Source organism: Fibrobacter sp. (assembly GCF_045112255.1).
Classification (GTDB): domain Bacteria; phylum Fibrobacterota; class Fibrobacteria; order Fibrobacterales; family Fibrobacteraceae; genus Fibrobacter.
In genome coordinates this window covers 1-19,572 of sequence record NZ_JBGUHR010000020.1, presented here as the reverse complement: position 1 = coordinate 19,572, position 19,572 = coordinate 1, and the positions used below count along the sequence as shown (strand labels likewise).

The 19,572-nt window shown below is 50.9% G+C and carries 23 protein-coding genes and 1 tRNA gene; 4 read left to right on the top strand and 20 right to left on the bottom strand.

Annotated features, from left to right (window positions below):
• The first annotated feature begins 24 nt into the window (after window positions 1-24).
• The 3 genes from rsmA (at window position 25) to ACJMM9_RS01620 (ending at window position 2,288) form a co-directional block, all read left to right on the top strand.
• On the top strand, window positions 25-810 hold the full coding sequence (gene rsmA, locus ACJMM9_RS01630; protein WP_405323198.1) for a 16S rRNA (adenine(1518)-N(6)/adenine(1519)-N(6))-dimethyltransferase RsmA: 786 nt from the start codon (window positions 25-27) through the stop codon (window positions 808-810).
• A gap of 42 nt (window positions 811-852) precedes the next feature.
• Window positions 853-1,686, top strand: coding sequence for an MBL fold metallo-hydrolase (locus tag ACJMM9_RS01625; protein ID WP_405323196.1), 834 nt, complete (start codon window positions 853-855; stop codon window positions 1,684-1,686).
• 110 nt (window positions 1,687-1,796) lie between these two features.
• Window positions 1,797-2,288, top strand: coding sequence for a hypothetical protein (locus tag ACJMM9_RS01620; RefSeq protein WP_405323194.1), 492 nt, complete (start codon window positions 1,797-1,799; stop codon window positions 2,286-2,288).
• 245 nt (window positions 2,289-2,533) lie between these two features.
• On the opposite strand, the gene ACJMM9_RS01615 is transcribed toward ACJMM9_RS01620, so the two are convergent.
• The 6 genes from ACJMM9_RS01615 to ACJMM9_RS01590 form a co-directional block, all read right to left on the bottom strand.
• Complete coding sequence (locus tag ACJMM9_RS01615) at window positions 2,534-3,313, bottom strand: YggS family pyridoxal phosphate-dependent enzyme (protein ID WP_405323192.1); 780 nt, start codon at window positions 3,311-3,313, stop codon at window positions 2,534-2,536.
• Window positions 3,314-3,358: 45 nt separating this feature from the next.
• Window positions 3,359-5,773 carry an endopeptidase La gene (gene lon / locus ACJMM9_RS01610; protein ID WP_405323189.1) on the bottom strand — a complete coding sequence of 805 codons (2,415 nt, stop codon included), beginning with the start codon at window positions 5,771-5,773 and terminating at the stop codon, window positions 3,359-3,361.
• 123 nt (window positions 5,774-5,896) lie between these two features.
• Window positions 5,897-7,150: an ATP-dependent Clp protease ATP-binding subunit ClpX gene (gene clpX, locus ACJMM9_RS01605; protein WP_405323187.1), complete on the bottom strand. Its 1,254-nt coding sequence runs from the start codon at window positions 7,148-7,150 to the stop codon at window positions 5,897-5,899.
• A complete protein-coding gene (locus tag ACJMM9_RS01600) occupies window positions 7,150-7,740 on the bottom strand; it encodes an ATP-dependent Clp protease proteolytic subunit (RefSeq protein WP_014546088.1) in 591 nt (196 codons plus the stop codon). The genes clpX and ACJMM9_RS01600 overlap by 1 nt, the downstream gene beginning before the upstream one ends.
• A gap of 12 nt (window positions 7,741-7,752) precedes the next feature.
• A complete protein-coding gene (gene tig, locus ACJMM9_RS01595; protein ID WP_405323185.1) occupies window positions 7,753-9,012 on the bottom strand; it encodes a trigger factor in 1,260 nt (419 codons plus the stop codon).
• A 46-nt stretch (window positions 9,013-9,058) separates the two neighbouring features.
• Window positions 9,059-9,138, bottom strand: a tRNA-Leu gene (locus ACJMM9_RS01590).
• Window positions 9,139-9,204: 66 nt separating this feature from the next.
• Between ACJMM9_RS01590 and ACJMM9_RS01585 the strand changes: the two genes are divergently transcribed.
• Entirely contained in the window at window positions 9,205-10,434 is a 1,230-nt protein-coding gene (locus ACJMM9_RS01585; RefSeq protein WP_405323183.1) for an oligosaccharide flippase family protein, read from the top strand.
• On the opposite strand, the gene ACJMM9_RS01580 is transcribed toward ACJMM9_RS01585, so the two are convergent.
• From ACJMM9_RS01580 to ACJMM9_RS01515, 14 genes are all read right to left on the bottom strand, one after another.
• Window positions 10,378-11,721, bottom strand: coding sequence for an O-antigen polymerase (locus ACJMM9_RS01580; protein WP_405323181.1), 1,344 nt, complete (start codon window positions 11,719-11,721; stop codon window positions 10,378-10,380). The two genes, ACJMM9_RS01585 and ACJMM9_RS01580, sit on opposite strands and share 57 nt — an antisense overlap.
• Before the next feature lie 15 nt (window positions 11,722-11,736).
• Window positions 11,737-12,936, bottom strand: a complete 1,200-nt coding sequence (locus ACJMM9_RS01575; RefSeq protein ID WP_405323180.1) for a lipopolysaccharide biosynthesis protein — start codon at window positions 12,934-12,936, stop codon at window positions 11,737-11,739.
• 3 nt (window positions 12,937-12,939) lie between these two features.
• Entirely contained in the window at window positions 12,940-14,118 is a 1,179-nt protein-coding gene (locus ACJMM9_RS01570) for a polysaccharide biosynthesis/export family protein (protein ID WP_405323178.1), read from the bottom strand.
• A 190-nt stretch (window positions 14,119-14,308) separates the two neighbouring features.
• A complete protein-coding gene (gene rplQ, locus ACJMM9_RS01565; protein WP_015732008.1) occupies window positions 14,309-14,782 on the bottom strand; it encodes a 50S ribosomal protein L17 in 474 nt (157 codons plus the stop codon).
• A gap of 2 nt (window positions 14,783-14,784) precedes the next feature.
• Entirely contained in the window at window positions 14,785-15,759 is a 975-nt protein-coding gene (locus ACJMM9_RS01560) for a DNA-directed RNA polymerase subunit alpha (protein WP_015732009.1), read from the bottom strand.
• Window positions 15,760-15,777: 18 nt separating this feature from the next.
• Window positions 15,778-16,203: a 30S ribosomal protein S11 gene (rpsK, locus tag ACJMM9_RS01555; protein ID WP_049858437.1), complete on the bottom strand. Its 426-nt coding sequence runs from the start codon at window positions 16,201-16,203 to the stop codon at window positions 15,778-15,780.
• Between the two features lie 26 nt (window positions 16,204-16,229).
• Complete coding sequence (gene rpsM / locus ACJMM9_RS01550) at window positions 16,230-16,598, bottom strand: 30S ribosomal protein S13 (protein WP_014546096.1); 369 nt, start codon at window positions 16,596-16,598, stop codon at window positions 16,230-16,232.
• Window positions 16,599-16,607: 9 nt separating this feature from the next.
• Complete coding sequence (gene rpmJ, locus ACJMM9_RS01545) at window positions 16,608-16,724, bottom strand: 50S ribosomal protein L36 (RefSeq protein WP_014546097.1); 117 nt, start codon at window positions 16,722-16,724, stop codon at window positions 16,608-16,610.
• A gap of 27 nt (window positions 16,725-16,751) precedes the next feature.
• Window positions 16,752-16,970 (bottom strand): translation initiation factor IF-1, encoded by a 219-nt coding sequence (infA, locus tag ACJMM9_RS01540; protein WP_014546098.1) that lies wholly within the window; start codon window positions 16,968-16,970, stop codon window positions 16,752-16,754.
• Window positions 16,970-18,331, bottom strand: coding sequence for a preprotein translocase subunit SecY (gene secY / locus ACJMM9_RS01535; protein ID WP_088641425.1), 1,362 nt, complete (start codon window positions 18,329-18,331; stop codon window positions 16,970-16,972). Before secY ends, infA begins: the two co-directional genes overlap by 1 nt.
• Window positions 18,331-18,771 (bottom strand): 50S ribosomal protein L15, encoded by a 441-nt coding sequence (rplO, locus tag ACJMM9_RS01530; protein WP_405323173.1) that lies wholly within the window; start codon window positions 18,769-18,771, stop codon window positions 18,331-18,333. The genes secY and rplO overlap by 1 nt, the downstream gene beginning before the upstream one ends.
• A 1-nt stretch (window position 18,772) precedes the next feature.
• Window positions 18,773-18,952, bottom strand: coding sequence for a 50S ribosomal protein L30 (gene rpmD, locus ACJMM9_RS01525; protein ID WP_014546101.1), 180 nt, complete (start codon window positions 18,950-18,952; stop codon window positions 18,773-18,775).
• A 13-nt stretch (window positions 18,953-18,965) separates the two neighbouring features.
• Entirely contained in the window at window positions 18,966-19,448 is a 483-nt protein-coding gene (gene rpsE, locus ACJMM9_RS01520; protein WP_015732010.1) for a 30S ribosomal protein S5, read from the bottom strand.
• An 11-nt stretch (window positions 19,449-19,459) separates the two neighbouring features.
• On the bottom strand, window positions 19,460-19,572 hold a 113-nt coding region (locus tag ACJMM9_RS01515), incomplete at its 5' end, for a 50S ribosomal protein L18 (RefSeq protein WP_405323222.1).

Below are 19,572 nucleotides of genomic sequence, written 5' to 3'. Positions count from 1 at the left end.
ACGCCATTTTCTATATTCCCCGTCATGGATAGAGCACGCCGTCGCAAATTTGGACAGAACTTTCTCGATGTTGAAACCGCCACCGCCATCGCAGGCGACTTGCCCGCCGAAGCTGGCGAATTCGTTCTTGAAATTGGGCCGGGTCACGGCGCTCTTACGGAGCACTTGCTCAATCGCGGGCTGGAACTCACCGCCGTAGAAATCGACGAGCAATGCGTCGAAGTCCTGAACGAAAAATTCAAGGGCTACAAGAACTTCAACATTGTAAACATCGACTTTTTGAAGTTTGACTTGCAGGCATTTCTGGACGCACACGCAAAGCCTTGGGTCACCGGCAACTTGCCATACAACGTAAGTACAGCCATTATCGCAGGGCTTATGCCGCGTTTGCACTTGACCAAAGGCTTTATGGGAATGGTGCAGCTCGAAGTTGCCGAACGAATTTGCGCCGAACCCTGCTCCAGCAATTACGGAAGCCTTTCCGTGCTCGTGTCAGCATTTGCAAACACGCAGATTTTGCGCAAGATCGGGCCGGAACACTTTACGCCAAGGCCAAATGTCGATAGCGCCACGATGCTTTTGACTCCGCGCGAAGACGCCCTCCAGGCGCCCGACGGATTCTTCGACTTTGTCCGTACCGCATTCACGCAAAAGCGAAAGACACTCGCAAATTCCTTCGGACGTAATTACGACAAGAAGAAAATCCAGGTGACGATTGAACTTTTGGACTGGCCCACGACCATCCGCGCCGAAGAACTCAGCCCCGAACAGTTCTTGAATTTCTACAAAGCGTTTAAAGGCGTCAACTAGTCATTTGTCATTCCCGCCTCCGAGCGGGAATCCCCTTATCCCATGATTATTAAAATCCTCATCGACAACATCAGCGGTTCCGAAAAGCAATTAAAGGGTGAATGGGGGCTTTGCGTCTACACTGAATTCAACGGCAAGCGCATTCTGCTCGACACGGGAGCCTCCGCACATTTCGCCAAGAATGCCGCACTCATGGGTATCGACATTTCCAAAATCGATGCAGGCGTCTTGAGCCATGCGCATTACGATCACGCCGACGGCATGCAGGAATTCTTCAACAAGAATAACCACGCCAAATTTTACTTGCGCGACGCTGCCCGCGAAAACTGCTACCACACGCACAAATTCTTAAAGTTCTTCACGTACCAAGAATACATCGGCATCCGCAAAGGAACGCTCAAGCGTAACGCTGACCGCATCGTATTTGCAAAAGGCGACTGCGAAATTTTCCCGGGAGTCACGCTCGTCGGCCACAAGACTCCAAACCTCGACGAAATCGGCAAACGCGCCCACATGAGCGTCAAGGAAAACGGCAAGTACCGCTACGACAGTTTCGACCACGAACAAAGTCTAGTCTTCGATACGCCAAAAGGCCTTTTCATCATGAACAGCTGTAGCCACGGCGGCGCAGACAACATCATCAAGGAAATCGAAGCGACATTCCCCGGCAAGCAAATCTACGCCATCCTCGGCGGCTTCCACCTTTTCCGTACGCCCGATGACCGCGTAAAAGCATTTGCCGAACGCCTCCGCGAATTGAACGTCCAAAAAATCTACACGGGCCATTGCACGGGGCAACGCGCCTACGAGATTTTGCACAACGTGCTCGGCGACAAGGTCGAACAAATGCACACCGGCATGGAAATTGAAGTGTAGTCTCGGAAACTGCGAAAACAGATTGATTATTCCAGGAAAAGGCTAATCCATTCTTTTATTTATTCTAATTTATCATTTAATATAGATTGTCTTTCAACAAGGTATTATAAATGAAAAATCTTTTCGCAGTTTTATTAGTCCTCTGCGCCGCCACTCTTTCCTTTGCACAGGCCCCAAAACACACGCTAACCATGGATAGAGGCTTTTTTACAACCGATTATACCATTGACGGTCAAGAGGTCGATAGCGATATTTTCGAAAGAGAACTTGCCAATGTTCCAGAAGCCATCAGCAAATGGAACACAGGAAATACGATGAGATATATTTCGTGGGGAGTGGCATTCGGTGGTGGATTCCTATTAGGCTATGGAATTGCAGAAGGTTCCGGCTATCGAGCGCCCAACAGCTATAAAATAAAAATACTTGCTGGTGGAGTAATCATCGTTGCCGCATTAATCGTCGAACGCATCGGCAACTCTAAAAAAGATAAAGCGGTGGAGATTTACAACAATTACAAGGGTGACATCATAGGCAACGGCTCATTCAGCATGGGAATCATCCCGACCGAGCAAGGCGGCATCGCCCTCGCGTTCAATTTCTAAAAGAAAAGCCCCTTGCGGGGCCTACGAGATTCTGCACAACGTGCTCGGCGACAAGGTCGCACAAATGCACACCAGCATGGAAATTGCGATAAAAAAATAACTGGATTCTTCGGACTTTCTGTCCTCAGAATGACGACCTGCATTACACAGGATCGTTTGTGAGCAACAAGTTCTTGATATCAATCAAGAACGGTTGCGAGAGTGAGCACATATTACATTTTAATTTTAACTTTAGCGCGAACGGTCTATAACTGCTTACTGTAATCGCGTTCGCCAAAGAGCGCCGTCCCTACGCGAATCATCGTAGAGCCTTCTTCAATCGCGACTTCCAAATCAAGCGTCATGCCCATCGAAAGCTGATCGAACGCAGCAAAGGCACCACCACGCGCCAAGAACTTGTCGCGCAAACCTCGCAAGAACGCAAAGCATTCGCGGCTATCTTCAGGAACGCCTGTGTTCTTGCCAATCGTCATGAGACCGCGGAAACGCAAATGCGGGAAGTTTTCGCTCTTGCCATCGACTGCTGCGCCCGCGCGTTTTTCCAAATCTTCAAGGAACGCTTCAGCTTCGTGAACATCCAAGCCGCTCTTCGTTTCTTCTTCGCCAGCGTTCACCTGGAACAAAATATCGAGAACCTTGCCCTGACCATTTGCAGCCGCCGCACAAACCTTTTCGAGCTTTTCCACCGCTTCGATACTTGCAATGGAATGGATGCAGTCGGCCACGAGAGCCGCCTTCTTGAGCTTGTTACTTTGCACAGGACCAATCACATGGCAACGTACGCGGCTTCCGTCCTTTGCTGTGCGCGGTTCAGAGAACTTGAGTTCCGCTTCTTGTACGCGGTTTTCGCCAAAGTCCGTCGCGCCCAAAGCAATCGCATTTTCCACAGCTTCTGCCGGGTGGAACTTGCTCACCCACACAAGCTTAACCGAATCACGGCTGCGGCCTGCAATCTTGCAAGCCTCGCCAATCCTTGCTTCGAGAGCTGCAAGGTGCTCGCGCATTTCATCAAGTGTGAATTCCATAGTTTTAGTAGACTGTTAGAAGTAGACGGTAGGAAGTGATTGTAATTACGCTTTTTTCGAAGACTTTTTCGAAACGGATTTTGCAGGCTTTTCCACTTTCGTCTCTCGTCTCTCGTCTTTCGTCTGTCCCGCCGCCTTCGGCATTTTGAACAAAATCTTCACGATTTCGTCGATGTGCTTGTGCGGGTAAATCTTGAGGCCTTTCTTTGCCGGTTCCGGGAGTTCAGCCACATCCTTCTTGTTGCCTTCCGGCAAGTGGAGCGTCTTCACGCCTGCGGCAAGTGCAGCAAGCGCCTTTTCGTTCAGACCGCCAATCGGGAGGCAGGCACCCGTAAGGCTCACTTCACCCGTAAACGCGATGTCCGGCGAAATCGGCTGCTTCGTAAACGCACTCAAGAGGCAGAGCGTAAGCGCAATACCTGCAGAAGGTCCATCCTTCGGCACGGCACCTTCCGGCACGTGAATGTGAATGTCCGTCTTACGCACAATCGCAGGATCAATACCAAAGCGCTGCAAGCGTTCACGAACAAGCGAAACGGCAATCTGAGCCGATTCCTTCATCACATCGCCAAGCTTACCCGTCAAAATCAGCTGACCCTTGCCACTCAAGAGCATGCATTCGATAGGCAAGATTTCACCACCGACACTTGTCCAGGCAAGACCCGTCACAACGCCCGGGCGGCCCGATTCCGGCAGCTGGTTGTCCAAGAATCTCGGAGCACCGAGGTAATCCTGAAGCACCTTCGCCGTGACTTCCGGCTTGATCTTCTTGCCCATCACGATGTCTTTTGCACGATGGCGCACCGCGCTTTCAAGCACGCGTTCGAGTTCACGGACGCCCGCTTCGCGGGTCCAGCCGCGCATCACGGCATTAATCATCTCGTCGCTGAAGCTCACCTGTTCGCCAAGCTTCACGCCCGTGCGTTCACAAATGCGCGGGAGCAGATACTTGCCCGCAATCTGCAACTTTTCGTGCGGATAGTAGCCCGGCAAGCGCACCACTTCCATACGGTCGCGCAGAGCTTCCGGGATTTCGCCTTCGCTGTTTGCCGTCGCAATAAAGAGCACACGGCTCAAGTCAAGACCCACTTCCATGAAGTGGTCGGTAAAGTCGTGATTCTGTTCCGGGTCCAAAACTTCAAGCATGGCGCTTGCAGGGTCGCCTCTAAAGTCGCTTGCCATCTTGTCGATTTCATCGAGCAAAATCACCGGATTCATGCACTTTGCACGGCGAAGCGCGTGAATGAATCGGCCAGGCATTGCACCAATGTAGGTGCGGCGGTGACCACGGATTTCAGCTTCGTCACGCACACCACCAAGCGTAATGCGGACAAAGTTACGCTGCATGGCCGTTGCAATCGATTCCACGAGAGTCGTCTTGCCAACGCCCGGAGGGCCCACAAGGCAAAGGATCGGGGCGCGACGTTCCGTACCGGTAAGCTTCAGCACGGCCACGTATTCCATGATGCGTTCCTTGACCTTGTCGAGGCCAAAGTGCTTGGAATCGAGTTCCGCCTTCACCTTCTTCATGTTCAAAACGGTATCAGTGTAAACACCATACGGAAGCGAGAGGAACCAGTCCACGTAATTGCGGCTCACCGCGTATTCCGGGGAGGTCGGCTGCATCATGCGCATGCGACCGATTTCTTCTTCGAGCTTTTCTTCAATCGCCTGGCTAAACTTCTTGGCCTTGATTTTCTTGAGCAACTGGTCCGGTTCTGATGCACCGCCATTTTCGCCATCCAGTTCATCCTGCAACTGGCGAATCTGCTCCGAGATAAACCATTCCTTCTGCTGTTGAGCCATCTTCTGGCGCACGTTCTGCTGAACGCGGATCATCACGTTCTCATTTTCCTGCGCCACCTGCATCAGGCTAATCAGACGCTCCGCAAGGGCGTCAATCGTTTCGAGTTCCAAAAGCGCCTGCTTCTCGGAAAGCGAAATCGAGAGGAACGGGATCATCCCGTAAAACGCGTTGATGTGGCTATCCATCGTAAAGAGCGCTTCGACCATGCCATCGGCAATGTTCCTGTGCATGGCATATTCGCGGAACATGTTCAGCACGTCTTCAAACTTTTCGCTCTTGTCTTCGGCCTTGATAAAATGTTCCCTCGGCGAAACCGTCACCTGCAAAAATCCGTCGCGCAAGGCAATCGAGCGGAGATCCACGATGGAATCGCCTTCCAGCACGACCTTCACGCAACCATTCGGGAACGGCGTCACATTCGCCACGCGGGCAACCACGCCGACCGAGTAAAGGTCGAGCATCGGGTTGTCGAGCGTTTCCTGTTCCACATTCTTCTGTGCAACCAGGATAATTTCGTTGTTATGATTCTCGGCAAATTCCAGGGCACGGAGAGACATCTCGCGGCCCACCAAAATGCGTCTAGTCGTCAGCGGAAATACAACAGCGTCCCTCAGAGGGAGCAACGGATACGTTTTATTAAAGTCAAAAGCCATATACTACAAAGATAGTATTTTGAAAGGTGAGGGAACAAAAAAGCAGTCACCGTTTTTCGGCAACTGCTAAAATTTGCATTCGTGAAGTCGCTACGTTCAGGAGTTCGCGGCTCCCAGCAGCAACTAAGACTTTTTCTTATTGTGCTTGAGGCCGTCCTTCACCATTTCGACAGTCACGGTGAACTTCTTTTCGCCAGAGCCTGGCATCTTGAACATCGCCTGCTGCAGTACGCGTTCCATCACGGAACGGAGGCCACGGGCGCCCGTCTTGCGGGTCATCGTCTCGCGAACAATTTCCTTGAGAGCCTCGTCATCGAATTCGAGCTTGATGTTGTCCATTGCAAACAAGCTCTTGTACTGCTTCACGAGAGCGTTCTTCGGTTTCGTCAAGATGTTGAGGAGAGCCGTTTCATCAAGTTCTTCGAGAGCAACGGCAATCGGCAAACGTCCGACAATTTCCGGGATGAGGCCGAACTTGATCAAGTCTTCCGGCTCGAGCTGCTTGAAGAGTTCGCTCAAGCTGTTTTCGCTTGCCGTGTGGATATCGGCACCAAAGCCCATACCACCTTGGTTCACACGCTGGGAGATAATCTTGTCGAGCGTTTCAAAGGCGCCACCGCAAATGAACAGGATGTTTCTCGTATTCACCTGCACAAGCGGCTGTTCCGGATGCTTACGGCCACCCTTCGGCGGAACGGACGCAACCGTACCTTCCAAGAGCTTCAGGAGGCCCTGCTGCACACCTTCACCGCTCACGTCGCGCGTGATGGAAGGGTTCGCAGTCTTCCTTGCAATCTTGTCAATTTCGTCGATAAAGATAATGCCGCGTTCAGCCTTCGCCACATCGTAATCGGCAGCCTGCAACAAGCGCACGATAATGCTATCGACGTCTTCGCCCACGTAACCGGCTTCAGTCAAGACTGTCGCATCGGCAATCGTGAACGGCACGTCCAAAAAACGGGCCATCGTCTGCGCCAAGAGCGTCTTACCCGAACCGGTCGGACCTACCAGGAGCAAGTTCGACTTTTCGACATCGACATCGTCCTTGGACTTGTGCGTCTGCTTGTAGCGGAGTCGCTTGTAATGGTTGTAAACGGCCACAGAAAGCGCCATCTTTGCACGGTCCTGTCCAATGACAAAATCGTCCAAGTGTGCCTTGATTTCGGTCGGGAGCGGGAGCGGCTTCGAAGAAATTTCCTTCGCTTCCTGTTCCTGTTTCGTACGAGCCAAGTCTTCTTCAAGAATGCGGCTGCACATGCGTATGCAATCACTGCAAATATACGCACCGGCACCGGTGATCATCTTTTCGACTTGTTCTGCCGGCTTTCCGCAAAAACTGCAACTTACAGCCGGGTGGTTCTTGCCACTACGATACATTAAATACCCTCTTTACGCGGCACAAAAATTTCATCGATGACGCCAAAGGCCTTTGCTTCTTCCGGGCTCATGTAAAAGTCGCGGTCCGTCTTTTCGCGGACTTCGTCGACCGGCTTTCCGGTATGCTTTGCGACAATTTCGGTAAGGGTATCCTTCGTGCGGATAATTTCCTTGGCGGTAATCTGAATATCTGTAGATTGTCCAGTAGCGGCACCCGACGGCTGGTGCAACATGATGCGGGAATGCGGGAGCGCATAGCGCTTGCCCTTCGTACCTGCAGCAAGGAGCACGGCGGCCATCGAAGCACAACTACCAATGCAGATCGTAGCGATATTCGGGCGTACGTGCTGCATGGTATCATAAATGGCAAGCCCTGCCGACACGTAACCACCCGGGCTGTTGATATACAGCGTGATATCCTTTTCCGGATTCTCGTATTCAAGGAAAATCAGCTGGGCCATGACGTTGTTTGCCACTTCGTCGTTAATCGGAGTGCCCAAAAAAATGATACGTTCCTTGAGGAGTCTGGAATAGATATCGTAAGCGCGTTCGCCGCGCCCGGTAGTTTCAATGACGGTAGGGATGATCATTTATTCCTCTTATTACTTTGTTTCTTCTGCAGCCGGGCGGATACCGACGATGAAGTCAGCAGCCATCTGGAAGCGAAGTTCGTCGCGCAGCTGGTTGATGCGGCCAGACTGGCGGAAGTGGTTCTTCAAGTTTTCGAATTCCACGTGGTAAGCAGCGGCCATCTGCTGGAGGCGTTCATCAACGGCGGCCTGAGTCGGCTTGATCTTTTCCTTCGTGGCAACGAATTCGAGGATGCGGTGCTTCTTGATTTCGCGGGTTGCTTCACCGGAGAGTTCGTTTATCTGTTCTTCGGTCGGTTCGACAACGTCCTTTTCGCTCTGGGCATTGCGGTTCAAGGTCCACTTGATGAGGTCGTAGATACGAGCCTTCGGCACTTCGAACGGGTTAGCTTCGATGAGCTTGTCGATAGCTTCGTTGATGGACTTGTTCTTGGCAGCGTCCTTCTTCTGGGCAGCGAGGCTTTCGGCGAGGTTGTTTCTCAGGTCAGCTTCGTCCTTCACGCCAATCTGCTTGCAGAATTCTTCGTCCAAAGTCGGCGGAACGATTTCACGGACGTCCTTGATTTCGACATTGAACTGGGCAGTCTTGCCACGGTAGCGTTCGTCCTTGTGGTCATCCGGATACTTGAAGTTGATTTCCTTCTTATCGCCGGCCTTAGAACCCATGAGGCCTTCATCGAATCCCGGAGAAGCGGATTCGCCGAGGAGAGAGCGGAATTCCTTGTTTTCCGGGAGTTCCTGCTTTTCACCATCAATAACAACTTCGATATAGTCGCCAACGACAACGTCGCCCTTCTTGGCTTCGCGGTCAACGTGTTCGTCCTTGCTCCACATCTGCATGAGGCGGTCGAATTCGGCCTGGACTTCTTCTTCGTGGACGGCGGTAGCCGGAACGGTGATGCCCGTGTCAGCGTAGCCCTTGATATCGATTTCCGGATCAACTTCGACTTCGACCTTCAGTGTGATGTCGTTCTTTTCGTCGTCGTTGAATTCCTTCACAACCATCTTGCCAACCGGAATGATGTTAGCCTTCTTAAGAGAATCCTGAACAATCGTGTTCACGACTTCATCAACCGCTTCGTGACGGATGGAGGGTCCAAACTGCTTCAGGATCATGGACTTCGGAACTTGACCCTGGCGGAAGCCCTTCAAGGCAACCTGCTTCTTGTACTGGGAAAGCTTCTTTTCGAACGGTGCCTTGAGATCACCCTGCGGGATCGAAATTTCAAGGGTGCGCACGGTGGCGCTTGTTTCTTTGATTTCAGCGGACATATTTACTCCGATAAACGGTTGTTAAAAAGGTGATAAAAAAAAGAACTGCGAGGGGTGGGAGTCGAACCCACACACCGAAGTACCAGATCCTAAGTCTGGCGCGTCTGCCAATTCCGCCACTCTCGCGATTTCAAGACCAAAGATACAAAATCTTAAAGACATAAGGAACATAAACATCTATTTTATGGCACATTGCAAGCACTAAAGAACATTAAAATCGGTGTTTTTATATCCCTGGTCAACATCCTCATCCAGGGAGTTTCGGTTATTGTCCAAAATCTCATCGCCAATAACCTCGGAATCGTAAAGTTCGGATCATTCGGAATCCTGCAAAGCGACTTCACCATTTTCAGTGCACTCGCCGACTTCGGCATGGCAACACTCATTCTCGCCTATTTCGGCAAACGCGCAACCCAAGGCAGGCTGTTCATCAACGTGCTCCAGCTCAGGCTCTTTATGACCGCCATAACCGCTCTTGCGATGGTCATATTCGCCTTTACCGTACGTAGAGGGAGCGCCGTTTTCGAGGCCGAACTGGTGCTTGTGCTCGGACTCCTCTTCCAGCACTCCTATTTCGACTGGTATTTCATCTGCGGGAACTTCTGGAAAAAGCTTTTGATTTCAAAGGTTCTCCACACGCTCTCCTACACCACCATCATGGGTATTGCGCTCTGGTGCTTCAAAGTAGATTCCCTCCCGGCAATAGCCCTTTCGATGGTCATTGCAGCCCTCCCCGCTTTCGGCTTCGGCGTTGGTCAGGCGTTCACCTTAAAAATTTTCAGCATCGGCGTTCACACGTTCCAGTTCTTCAAGCTGATGTTCAAGTCATCATGCCCCTACGCTATTTCGAGCATAGCAAGCTTCGCCTACCTGCCCGCCGGCCTTTACACCGTCGCGCACTTTGCAACACCAGAATTTTTAGGGGCGTACAGCTTTTCACACAAGCTTGTCATTCTCGCCTCAGGACTCATGGTGCACTTCATCTCGTCAAGCCTTATCACGCTGCACCAGACCGACAGCCGCGTCCTTAGCCTGCGCGATCAGGCCGTTTTCACCCTATTCATCATTGGCGCAACGACACCCTTCTGGCTACTGCCGCAGTACACGCTCCGCATCATCTTCTTTGCAGCCCCCTGGACAAGCGAGGCACTGGACACAAGCTGCTTCTGCCTTCGCATTTTAGCATGCTCCCTGATATTGCAGGCAACCCGCATGGGAATGATTTCAACACTTCTCAAGGAAAAGCGCACCTGGCTCTATGGCGCAATGATTACCATCGGCGGCATCATCAATATCGCGGTATGCATTGGCGGCGCAAGGATTCTAAAAGCCGACTACATTCCGGCGCTTACCCTCACCGGAGACCTATGCCTGAGCCTCTTCCTGCTTGTTTACTTTATCAAGAACCACAGGCTCCGCTAGGCTGGCTTTTTCCGATTTGTCATCCTGCACACACCGCTGTTCTGTACAAATTGTTGAGACGACAAAAATAACCATGCCCCAGATGCAATAGATTCCCTGCTTGTATCCCGACGTAAAGAACCACCATCCGACAAAGTAGATGAAGTAAGTGTACATCAGGATCTGGCGCGGAGTAAAAGGTCTGCATAAACGCAAATGCAGTACCGTCAGGCCAAGCCCACACAGGAACGGCAAGAGCATAACACCAAACAAATGGAAATCCTTATAGACATCCCAGAGGTAGTTCACCGTGTTAAAGCCCTGAACCTTCTGGATTCTATCGTTAAAGGCATTGTCCCAGCGGAAGCTGTTCCTGAACGAGGTCGTCAACTTTGCATATTCAAATAAGCCACTAAAGAAATCGATCCCATAGGTATGCGGATGTATTTCCTGATCGTTCATCGGATTCAGCACATAGTCCAAGTTCCAGTAATTGTTCGCCAAGTACTTGTAAGGCAGTTCAACAACCACATCCAAAGCCTTTCCCTCGACTGAACCGCCGCCGTACTGGTCGCGAATGCTGCCTATCGAAATAAACGCTATGATTGCAAAGACAAGCAGGGATGCAATTATTATTGGCGATATTCGTTTGTACAAATAATTTATAAAGATCAGGAAAAAGCCGACATTAAAAAACAGCGAGGTCCTATTCGGGTATGCCAGCAGATTTACAACAATCGTCACAAACACCATCACAAACGAAACATGACGCACCCATGCAACATTGTTGAACTTCTTGAAAGACGCAACGCCAAAAAGGAGTACGCACAGCGGCCCGCTATTAAACAGCAGCGAATAGTAACCGTAATCCACATACTTCGTCATCCACTTTGCCGGATTCTGCGTAAATATGATGAGGTCCCCGACCTTCTGGTAAAGCCCATAGACGCCAACCAGAAAGACAAGGAACACCGCAAAGGACAAAAGCAAGTGGTACGTCCAGTTATATTGATTTGCACACACCGCAGGATGCACCTGAACCGGAATCGCCTTTGACTTCGCATAGAGCCTAGCTACAATACAGCCTCCAGCAAACGAAAGCATGCCAAACAGCCATACACCCCATGTGTACAAATGAAAATCCGTCATTGCCCTATCGATCTGGAAATACGAAATGGCAAGCGTAATGCACTGCGTAAAGCAGTAGACGTTTAACGGGCTAAAGAAATCCTTCTTGAACCACCATGACTGAAATAGGCAAAAAATGACTACCAGAAAAAGGGCGGAACTGACCGGATATTCACTCACCCATGCAAACACAAACTAGACCTTTTTCTTTTGGAAGTAAGCCCTAAAAGAGTTCCATTCACGGGATACAGAAGTCCCGCGCTTAGATTCGATTTCCAGATAGTCGAGCAAGTTGCAAATAATCGTTGCAATAATGCAGGCCACCAGGAATACGAAGATCAAGGTGACAGCCCTGAGCGGGTAGATCTTCTTGTCGTTTTCCCAAGGCGGTTCAAGCACATGGAGGTTCTTGAGCATCTTGGCTTCTTCCAGGCGCATCTGTTCGCTCTGCTGGCGGAGCAGCTTGTACAAAGTTTCCTGGATACGGATCTCAGACTCGCGCCTCAGGTACTCCGCATAAAGTTCCGGAGTCTTCTTAAGTTCAATCATGCCAATGTTGCTATGCTTGCCCTTGAGCGCACTGCCAAGCGCAACGTTCATTCCCTTGACACGCTTCTGGAGTTCCTGGTAGCGCCTGCTATTCTCGCCGCGGTCGAGCTTTTCAAAGTCCATTTCCATGCCCATTTCTTCGCGCATGGCCTGCAACTCGCTCAAATACTTAATCGTCGCCCCAAGCTGTACCGAGGGTTCATAGACATTGTTCTTCACCTGGAAGTCGACAAACGAATTCAGCACAGAATCCAGAACATGTTCGCAGGAATCCAAGCGCGTCTGGAAATACTCTCTGGACTGGCGAGCCTGATTCGTCTTAAACGAGTTAAATGCAGAATCCGCTTTTTCAAGCATGAACTCTATAACCTGCACAGCGCGCTTCGGGTCCGTATCCCTGTAATAGAGGAAGAACATGTCTTCCTTGTTGTAGTTCAAGCCGAAATTCTTGCGGAACTCCTTCAGCAAGTCCGCATGGAACTTGCCCTTGAACTTGTAGTGCTTTGCGAGGTTGAACTGCTCAATAACCTTGTCGTGCAGTTCCCAGGAATTGAGGATGGTCCATACAACATTCGCATCCTCGTTATCCATAGAAATCCCGAGAAGGGAACTCATTCCAGTTCCGCCAATCAGGCCGCTGAGCGCCCCCGACATGGGCTGCGTCGATGCCGGCGGAGTAACAACCGCAGTCGCTGCGTACCTAGGCTCAATAACCCACATGACCAAGACAAAAGCGACTATGGTCGGGATCGTCACAAACCAAGAAAAAAACTTGAAATGCTTCAGGTCGCTATTGACGACTCGAAGGCAAAACTCGATAAAACCTGTAGATTCTTGCTTTTCCATAAACTACTTGTAATTGACGTAAATGATGAACGCAGACGAAACCACACTTAAGAGTGACGCCATGAACAAGGTAAAGTCCTTGAACGACTCGTAATGGCTCTTCGGAATTTCAATAACATCGCCCGGCAAAATCGGATCTGTAGCCACGTTGATGGAAATAGCCTTCGGCTTTTCACCACGCCAGACCTTAACCTGTCCCCAGTTGCCCGTTATCGTATTCATGCCGCCCGACGAAATATAATCGATAGCATGCCATGTCGGATTGTAAGCATAGCGCCCGAGGAAATTCACGGCACCGCCCAGGTACACAAACAATTCCTTGATGAAGAATTCAACTTCGGTATTGGGTTCAACCGTCGTACTGCTCATTTCGTTAAGAGTAATCCAGCGGGGTTCCTTGTCCGGTTCGCGCACACACACGGCCTTGTAGCCATAGTTATGCATTCTATTTGCACCCGCAAGGTCGAAGTAATCCTGGAGCGTCCTATCGGAACGGTAAGCGACACTGGTCCTGTATCCGGGGAAAACCAAGGTAACATTATCACCCATCGGGATAAAAGGAACAAAGATCTTGTCGCCCTGCTCGAGCATAATGTCATCGTCAAAATTACCGTTTGTCGTCATGTTATTGTAGTTCACATGGATCGTATCCTTGCCGCGAATAATCTGGATATCTTCCTTGTTCGCATTCGGCAAGAGCCCGCCAATAGTGCGGATAAAGAAGGTAAGCCTGTTCTGGGGATCGACGACATGCTGTCCAACAGCAGCTACAGCGCCCATAACATTCACACGGAACCTTTTAAGGGCTGCAAGCTGCACGAAGCAGAACTCGCGCTTGTAGCGCTTAGAAACCAGGTCCAGAATGAGTCTCTGAGCTTCGGCAAAGGTCTTTCCGCCCACGTCAACAGAACCGCATTCTTCAACAGTCACCCTTCCGTCCGGGTAAATCTGGACAGAGAGATACTTGTCCTCGAGCATCAAGTCCAAAAAGTCACCCGGACCGAGCACGTAATTGGAATCGACCGCCATTTCTGCAAACGCCGGCGAAAGCGATGCGGCACCGCGCATAGAAGGACCGTCATCGAACATGACATTTTTGCCATTGCCCGAACTGCCAAACATGGATTCCGAAGCAAAGACACACGCACACATCAAGAGGATGCAGACAATAAAAGATCGCATATTACAAACTCATCCACTGTTGAGTAAAAGGACAACAAGTTTCCTAATTATACAAAAAATAAAATGAAGAGTTAGAACCTAGTCACTAGTTATTGGTCATTAGCCATTGGTCAATGGCTATGAATACAAAAAAAAGGAACATGGTATAAAAACCATGTCCCTTTTTAAAAGCGGTTGACCGTTTTTGATCTTAGTTAGCGGACTTGCCTTCGCCTTCGACCATGTCAACAGCAGCGTCAGCCTTGGCAGGTTCAGCAGCCTTCTTAGCCTTAGCAACGATTTCGTCTTCGACGAGACCGATAAGAGCCATTTCAGCAGCGTCGCCGGCACGGTTCGGGCCGAGCTTCAGTACGCGAGTGTAACCGCCGTTGCGGTTAGCATAACGCGGACCGATCGTGTTGAACAAATCCTGGAGAACCTTCGGGTCCATCACGAAGCGAGCTGCTTCACGACGTGCAGAAAGGTCACCCTTCTTTGCGTAGGTAATCATGCGTTCTACACAGCTGCGCACAAGCTTAGCCTTGTGGAGAGTGGTACGCACATAGCGCTTGTTCTGATCCGTTTCCATGCCCTTCTCGAGAATAGAAGTCGTGAGGGCGCGGAGGATGGCACGCTTGTGTTGGGCGTTAACACCCAGTTTCTTGTTTTTTACACCGTGTCTCATGTTTAATCCTTCAAGTAATCATCGACGTCCATGCCAAAAGAAAGGCCCATCGACGTCAACACCTCGTTAAGTTCAACCAAGGACTTCCTACCGAAGTTCTTGTATTTGAGCATATCGTTTTCCTTGTTGCGAACAAGCTCGCCAATGGTATGGATGTTTGCCATACGGAGGCAGTTGCTGGAGCGAACGGAAAGTTCCAGATCGTCCACGCGCATACGGAGGAGGTTAGCGATACGCTGACGTTCTTCATCCATTTCGAGTTCTTCAGGAGATTCGAGATCGCCTTCGAAGTTGATGAAGATTTCCAAGTGATCCACAAGAAGCTTTGCAGCGTATGCAAGAGCGTCTTCCGGGTCAATGGAACCGTCTGTTGTAATTTCAAGTTCCAGACGGTTGTAGTCCGTCTTCTGACCAACGCGGGTATCGCTGATGTGCATTGCGACTTTCTGAACCGGGTTGAAGTTCGCGTCCATGGCGATAACGCCAATCGGAGCGTCCTTGTCCTTAAGTTCGTCGGCAACAACATAACCACGACCGCAGGAGATCTTCACGTCCATCGACAAAGAAGCATTGCCGTTCAATGTCGCAATGTGAACATCCGGAGTCAGGATAGTGACATTTGGATTGTCCATAAAGTCCTTGGCCGTGACTTCGCCATCACCGGACATGTCCAGGTGAAGGGTTTCATCATGATCAGACAGGAGCTTTACACGGATGCTCTTGAGGTTGAGGATAATGTCAGTGACATCTTCCTTAACACCCGGAATCGTCGAAAATTCCTTGTCAACGCCTTCGATTTTCACGGAGACAATAGCCGCACCCTGCAGAGAGGAGAGGAGTACGCGACGGAGAGCGTTACCGAGGGTGATACCCCAGCCACGTTCCAAGGCTTCTACGACAAACTTGGCGTAGCGGCCATCTTCGCCGGTTTCCACTTTCTGGAAGCTGCGCGGCATCTGAAGTGATTTCCACATCATTGGCGATACCTCTTTGGATTAAATTCTTCTCTTCTTTTTAGGACGGCAACCATTGTGCGGAATGCCCGTCACGTCTCGAATAGAGAGAACTTCGAGGCCCGCATTCTTGAGAGCGCGGACGGCAGATTCACGGCCGCCACCAGCACCCTTAACGCGAACGTCCACCTTGCGCATGCCGAGATCGAATGCCTTGTGGGCAGCGGTTTCAGCGGCGAGCTGGGCTGCAAACGGCGTGCTCTTGCGGGAGCCCTTGAAACCGGAGTTACCCGGAGAACCCCAAGCGACAACGTTGCCACGAGCGTCGGTGATAGAAACGATTGTATTGTTGAAGGAAGCGAACACGCAGGCGATACCCTGGATGTCAATGCGCTTCTTGCCCTTCTTGATCTTGACTTCTTCAGCAGCAGCCGGAGCTTCAGCAGCGGCAGCAGCAGTTTCCTTGATTTCTTCTTCAGCCACGATGATACTCCTTACTTCTTCTTGTTAGCCACAGTCTTCTTGGGGCCCTTACGTGTGCGGGCGTTGGTGCGGGAACGCTGACCGCGGACCGGGAGGCCCTTGCGGTGGCGGATGCCGCGATAGCAGCCAATGTCCTGCAAACGCTTGATGTTCAAGGTAACTTCTGCGCGGAGCTGACCTTCCACAGAGTATTCATCTTCCAAAAGATGACGAATCTTACCTTGTTCTTCTTCAGTCAGGTCGTCACACTTCTTGTTCTTGTCAATGCCCAACTGAGCACAGACCTTGTTAGCGGTGAACAGACCGACACCATAGATTGCCGTCAGACCGTATTCAACAGTCTTGTTTTTCGGTAAATCGACACCAGCGATACGTGCCATACGATCTCCTTATCCCTGCTTCTGCTTGTGACGGGGGTTCTTCGAACAGATGATGCGCAATACACCCTTACGACGGATGATCTTGCAGTTTTCACATCTGGGTTTAATGGAGGCTTTGATTTTCATAGGTTTGACCTTCTTTTGTAATACCTATTACTTGTAACGGTAAGTAATTCGCCCGCGATTTAAATCGTACGGGGAAATCTCGACCAACACTTTGTCGTCCGGCAAGATTCTAATGAAATGCCGGCGCATTTTTCCTGAAACATGGGCCAGAATCTCGTGACCATTTCCGAGTTGAACACGGAAGAAAGCGTTGGGAAGAGCTTCCAACACAACGCCTTCTACTTGTATACCTTCTTCTTTAGCCACTAAGATGCCATCCTGCCGCGAATGCGGCCACGTTTCAAGAAACCTTCATAATTCTTGGTATGCAACTGGGCTTCGAGCTGACGAAGAGTATCCAGAGCAACACCTACCACGATCAAGACCGAGGTACCCCCAATATAGAAACTCATATTGAGAGCGTCTTTCATGTGCAGGGGAACAACGCTGATTAAAGCGAGGTAAAGAGACCCAGGCAATGAAATTCTGGTCAAAACGTGGTCAATGTATTCTGCTGTCTGCTTACCCGGACGGACTCCCGGAATAAACCCACCGCTTCTCTTGAGGTTTTCGGCAATGTCGTTCGGGTTGTACTGGATTGCCGTGTAGAAGTAGGTGAAGAATATGATGAGGAGGGCATCTACTACGCTGTAGGAGACGTGTCCCGGAATAAATGCAGAAGCAAAAGCCTGCATCGCAGATACGTTCGGGAACCAAGATGCAACCATGGCCGGAATGAACATGATGCAAGATGCAAAGATCACAGGAATCACGTTAGCGGTGTTCACCTTGAAAGGCAAATAGCTAGCCTGACCACCCAAGACCTTGTTTCCGACAGTCCTGCGAGGACTTTGGAGTGGAATGCGACGGGTCGCCTGCTCGACGAAAACGATAAATCCGACAATGACAACCACGAGCGCCAAGATAAAGACCTCGATCGCAAGCGGCTGGATGCCTTCATTAAACATTTCGAATTCGGCCAAGATGGCCCGCGGAAGGCCACCGACGATACCGGCGAAAATGATAAGAGAAATACCGTTACCCACACCGTGCGAGGTAATCTGCTCGCCAAGGTACATCAAGAAGATCGTACCTACGGTGAAGGTTAACGTCGCAAGGAGACGAAAGCCGATGTTACCGAGTCCGGACGAGAAGTTCTCGGAAAGGACCGAGATGCCCGTACCGGCGGCCGTCGTCACCTTGAGGTTAGAAAGCCACATAGAAATGCCCCATCCCTGCAAGGCGGAAAGGACCACCGTGAAGTATCGGGTATACTGATTCAGCTTAGCGCGACCTTCCTGACCCTCCTTCTGGAGCATCTGGATGGCGGGAATCACCGACCCCATCAACTGGAGGATGATGCTTGCGCTAATGTACGGCATGATACCGAGGGCAAATACAGTTGCTTTCGCAAATGCACCGCCGGTAAACGAGTCATACAGGCCGAACAGGTTATTCGAATTTTTGAAGTATTCTGCCAAGACGGCAGCGTTTACTCCGGGGATGGAGATGTGAGCGCCAATACGATAGACGATCAAAAGACCAAGCGTAAAAAGGATCTTTTTACGCAGGTCCGGAATCTTAAACGCATTGACGAACGCATCGATGGCTTTCTTGAGTGCTTCCATTAGATGATCTCAACTTTGCCGCCAGCAGCTTCAATGGCAGCCTTTGCCTTTTCGCTGATAGCGTTAACCTTTACGTTGATAGCCTTGTCGATAGAACCAAAAGCGAGGACCTTGACCGGCAGTTCGACGTTCTTGATGAAGCCGAGGTCGAAGAGGACCTTGGCGTCGAAATCAACAGCGCTAACAGCGGCGAGCTTCTTCAGGTTCACGATCTGGAATTCAACACCAGCGTGCTTGAAGCCGCGCTTCGGGATACGACGGTGAATCGGCATCTGGCCGCCTTCGAAAGCGACGCGACCGGCCTTAGCACTCTTACGAGCACCAGCACCATTTTCACCACGACCGGCAGTCGTGCCCCAGCCAGAGCCCGGACCACGACCAATGCGCTTGCGGCTCTTGCCCTTGGCAGCCTTGCCAGGATTGAGAGTATTGAGTTCCATCTTAGATCTCCTCGACCTTGACCATGTCCTTCACGGCATTGATCATGCCCTGGATGGACGGGGTCAGATTGTGTTCAACAGTTTGTCCGATCTTGCGGAGGCCGAGTGCAGCCACGTTAGCGCGGTGCACCGGAAGGCGACGGACGATACCCTTGATCAAAGTAATACGAACTTTCTTCATTAGGTATTACTCCTTAGGCTTCAAAACCACGCAACTTGGCGCAGTCCTGTTTGTTCTTCTGAGAAAGCAGGCCTTCCAAGCAAGCGCTGACGACAGTGCTCGGATTGGAGGAACCGTGAATCTTCGTGAGGATGTTGCGGACACCGGCGAGTTCGAGAACTGCACGGGCAGCAGCACCGGCGATAACACCAGTACCCGGAGCAGCCGGCATGAGGAGGATGCGGGTAGAACCGCTCTTCACTTCGATGTCGTGCGGGATGGTGCCATCGAGGAGCTGAACTTCCACGATGTTTCTCTGGGCAGCTTCGGTACCCTTACGGATAGCTTCGGAAACTTCCTTAGCCTTGCCGAGACCGACACCGACCTTGCCGTTCTTGTTGCCGACGACAACGAGAGCGGAGAAGGACATGCGACGGCCGCCCTTGACGGTCTTAGCGCAACGGTTGATGTGTACAACCTTGTCTTCAAATTCAGAAACTTGAGCTTCGCGTTCCAAAGTGTACCTCACTAGAATTTGAGTCCGCCTTCACGAGCTCCCTCAGCGAGAGCCTGAACGCGACCGTGATAGATGTAACCGCCGCGGTCGAAGACCACGGATTCAATGCCCTTGGACTTGGCGA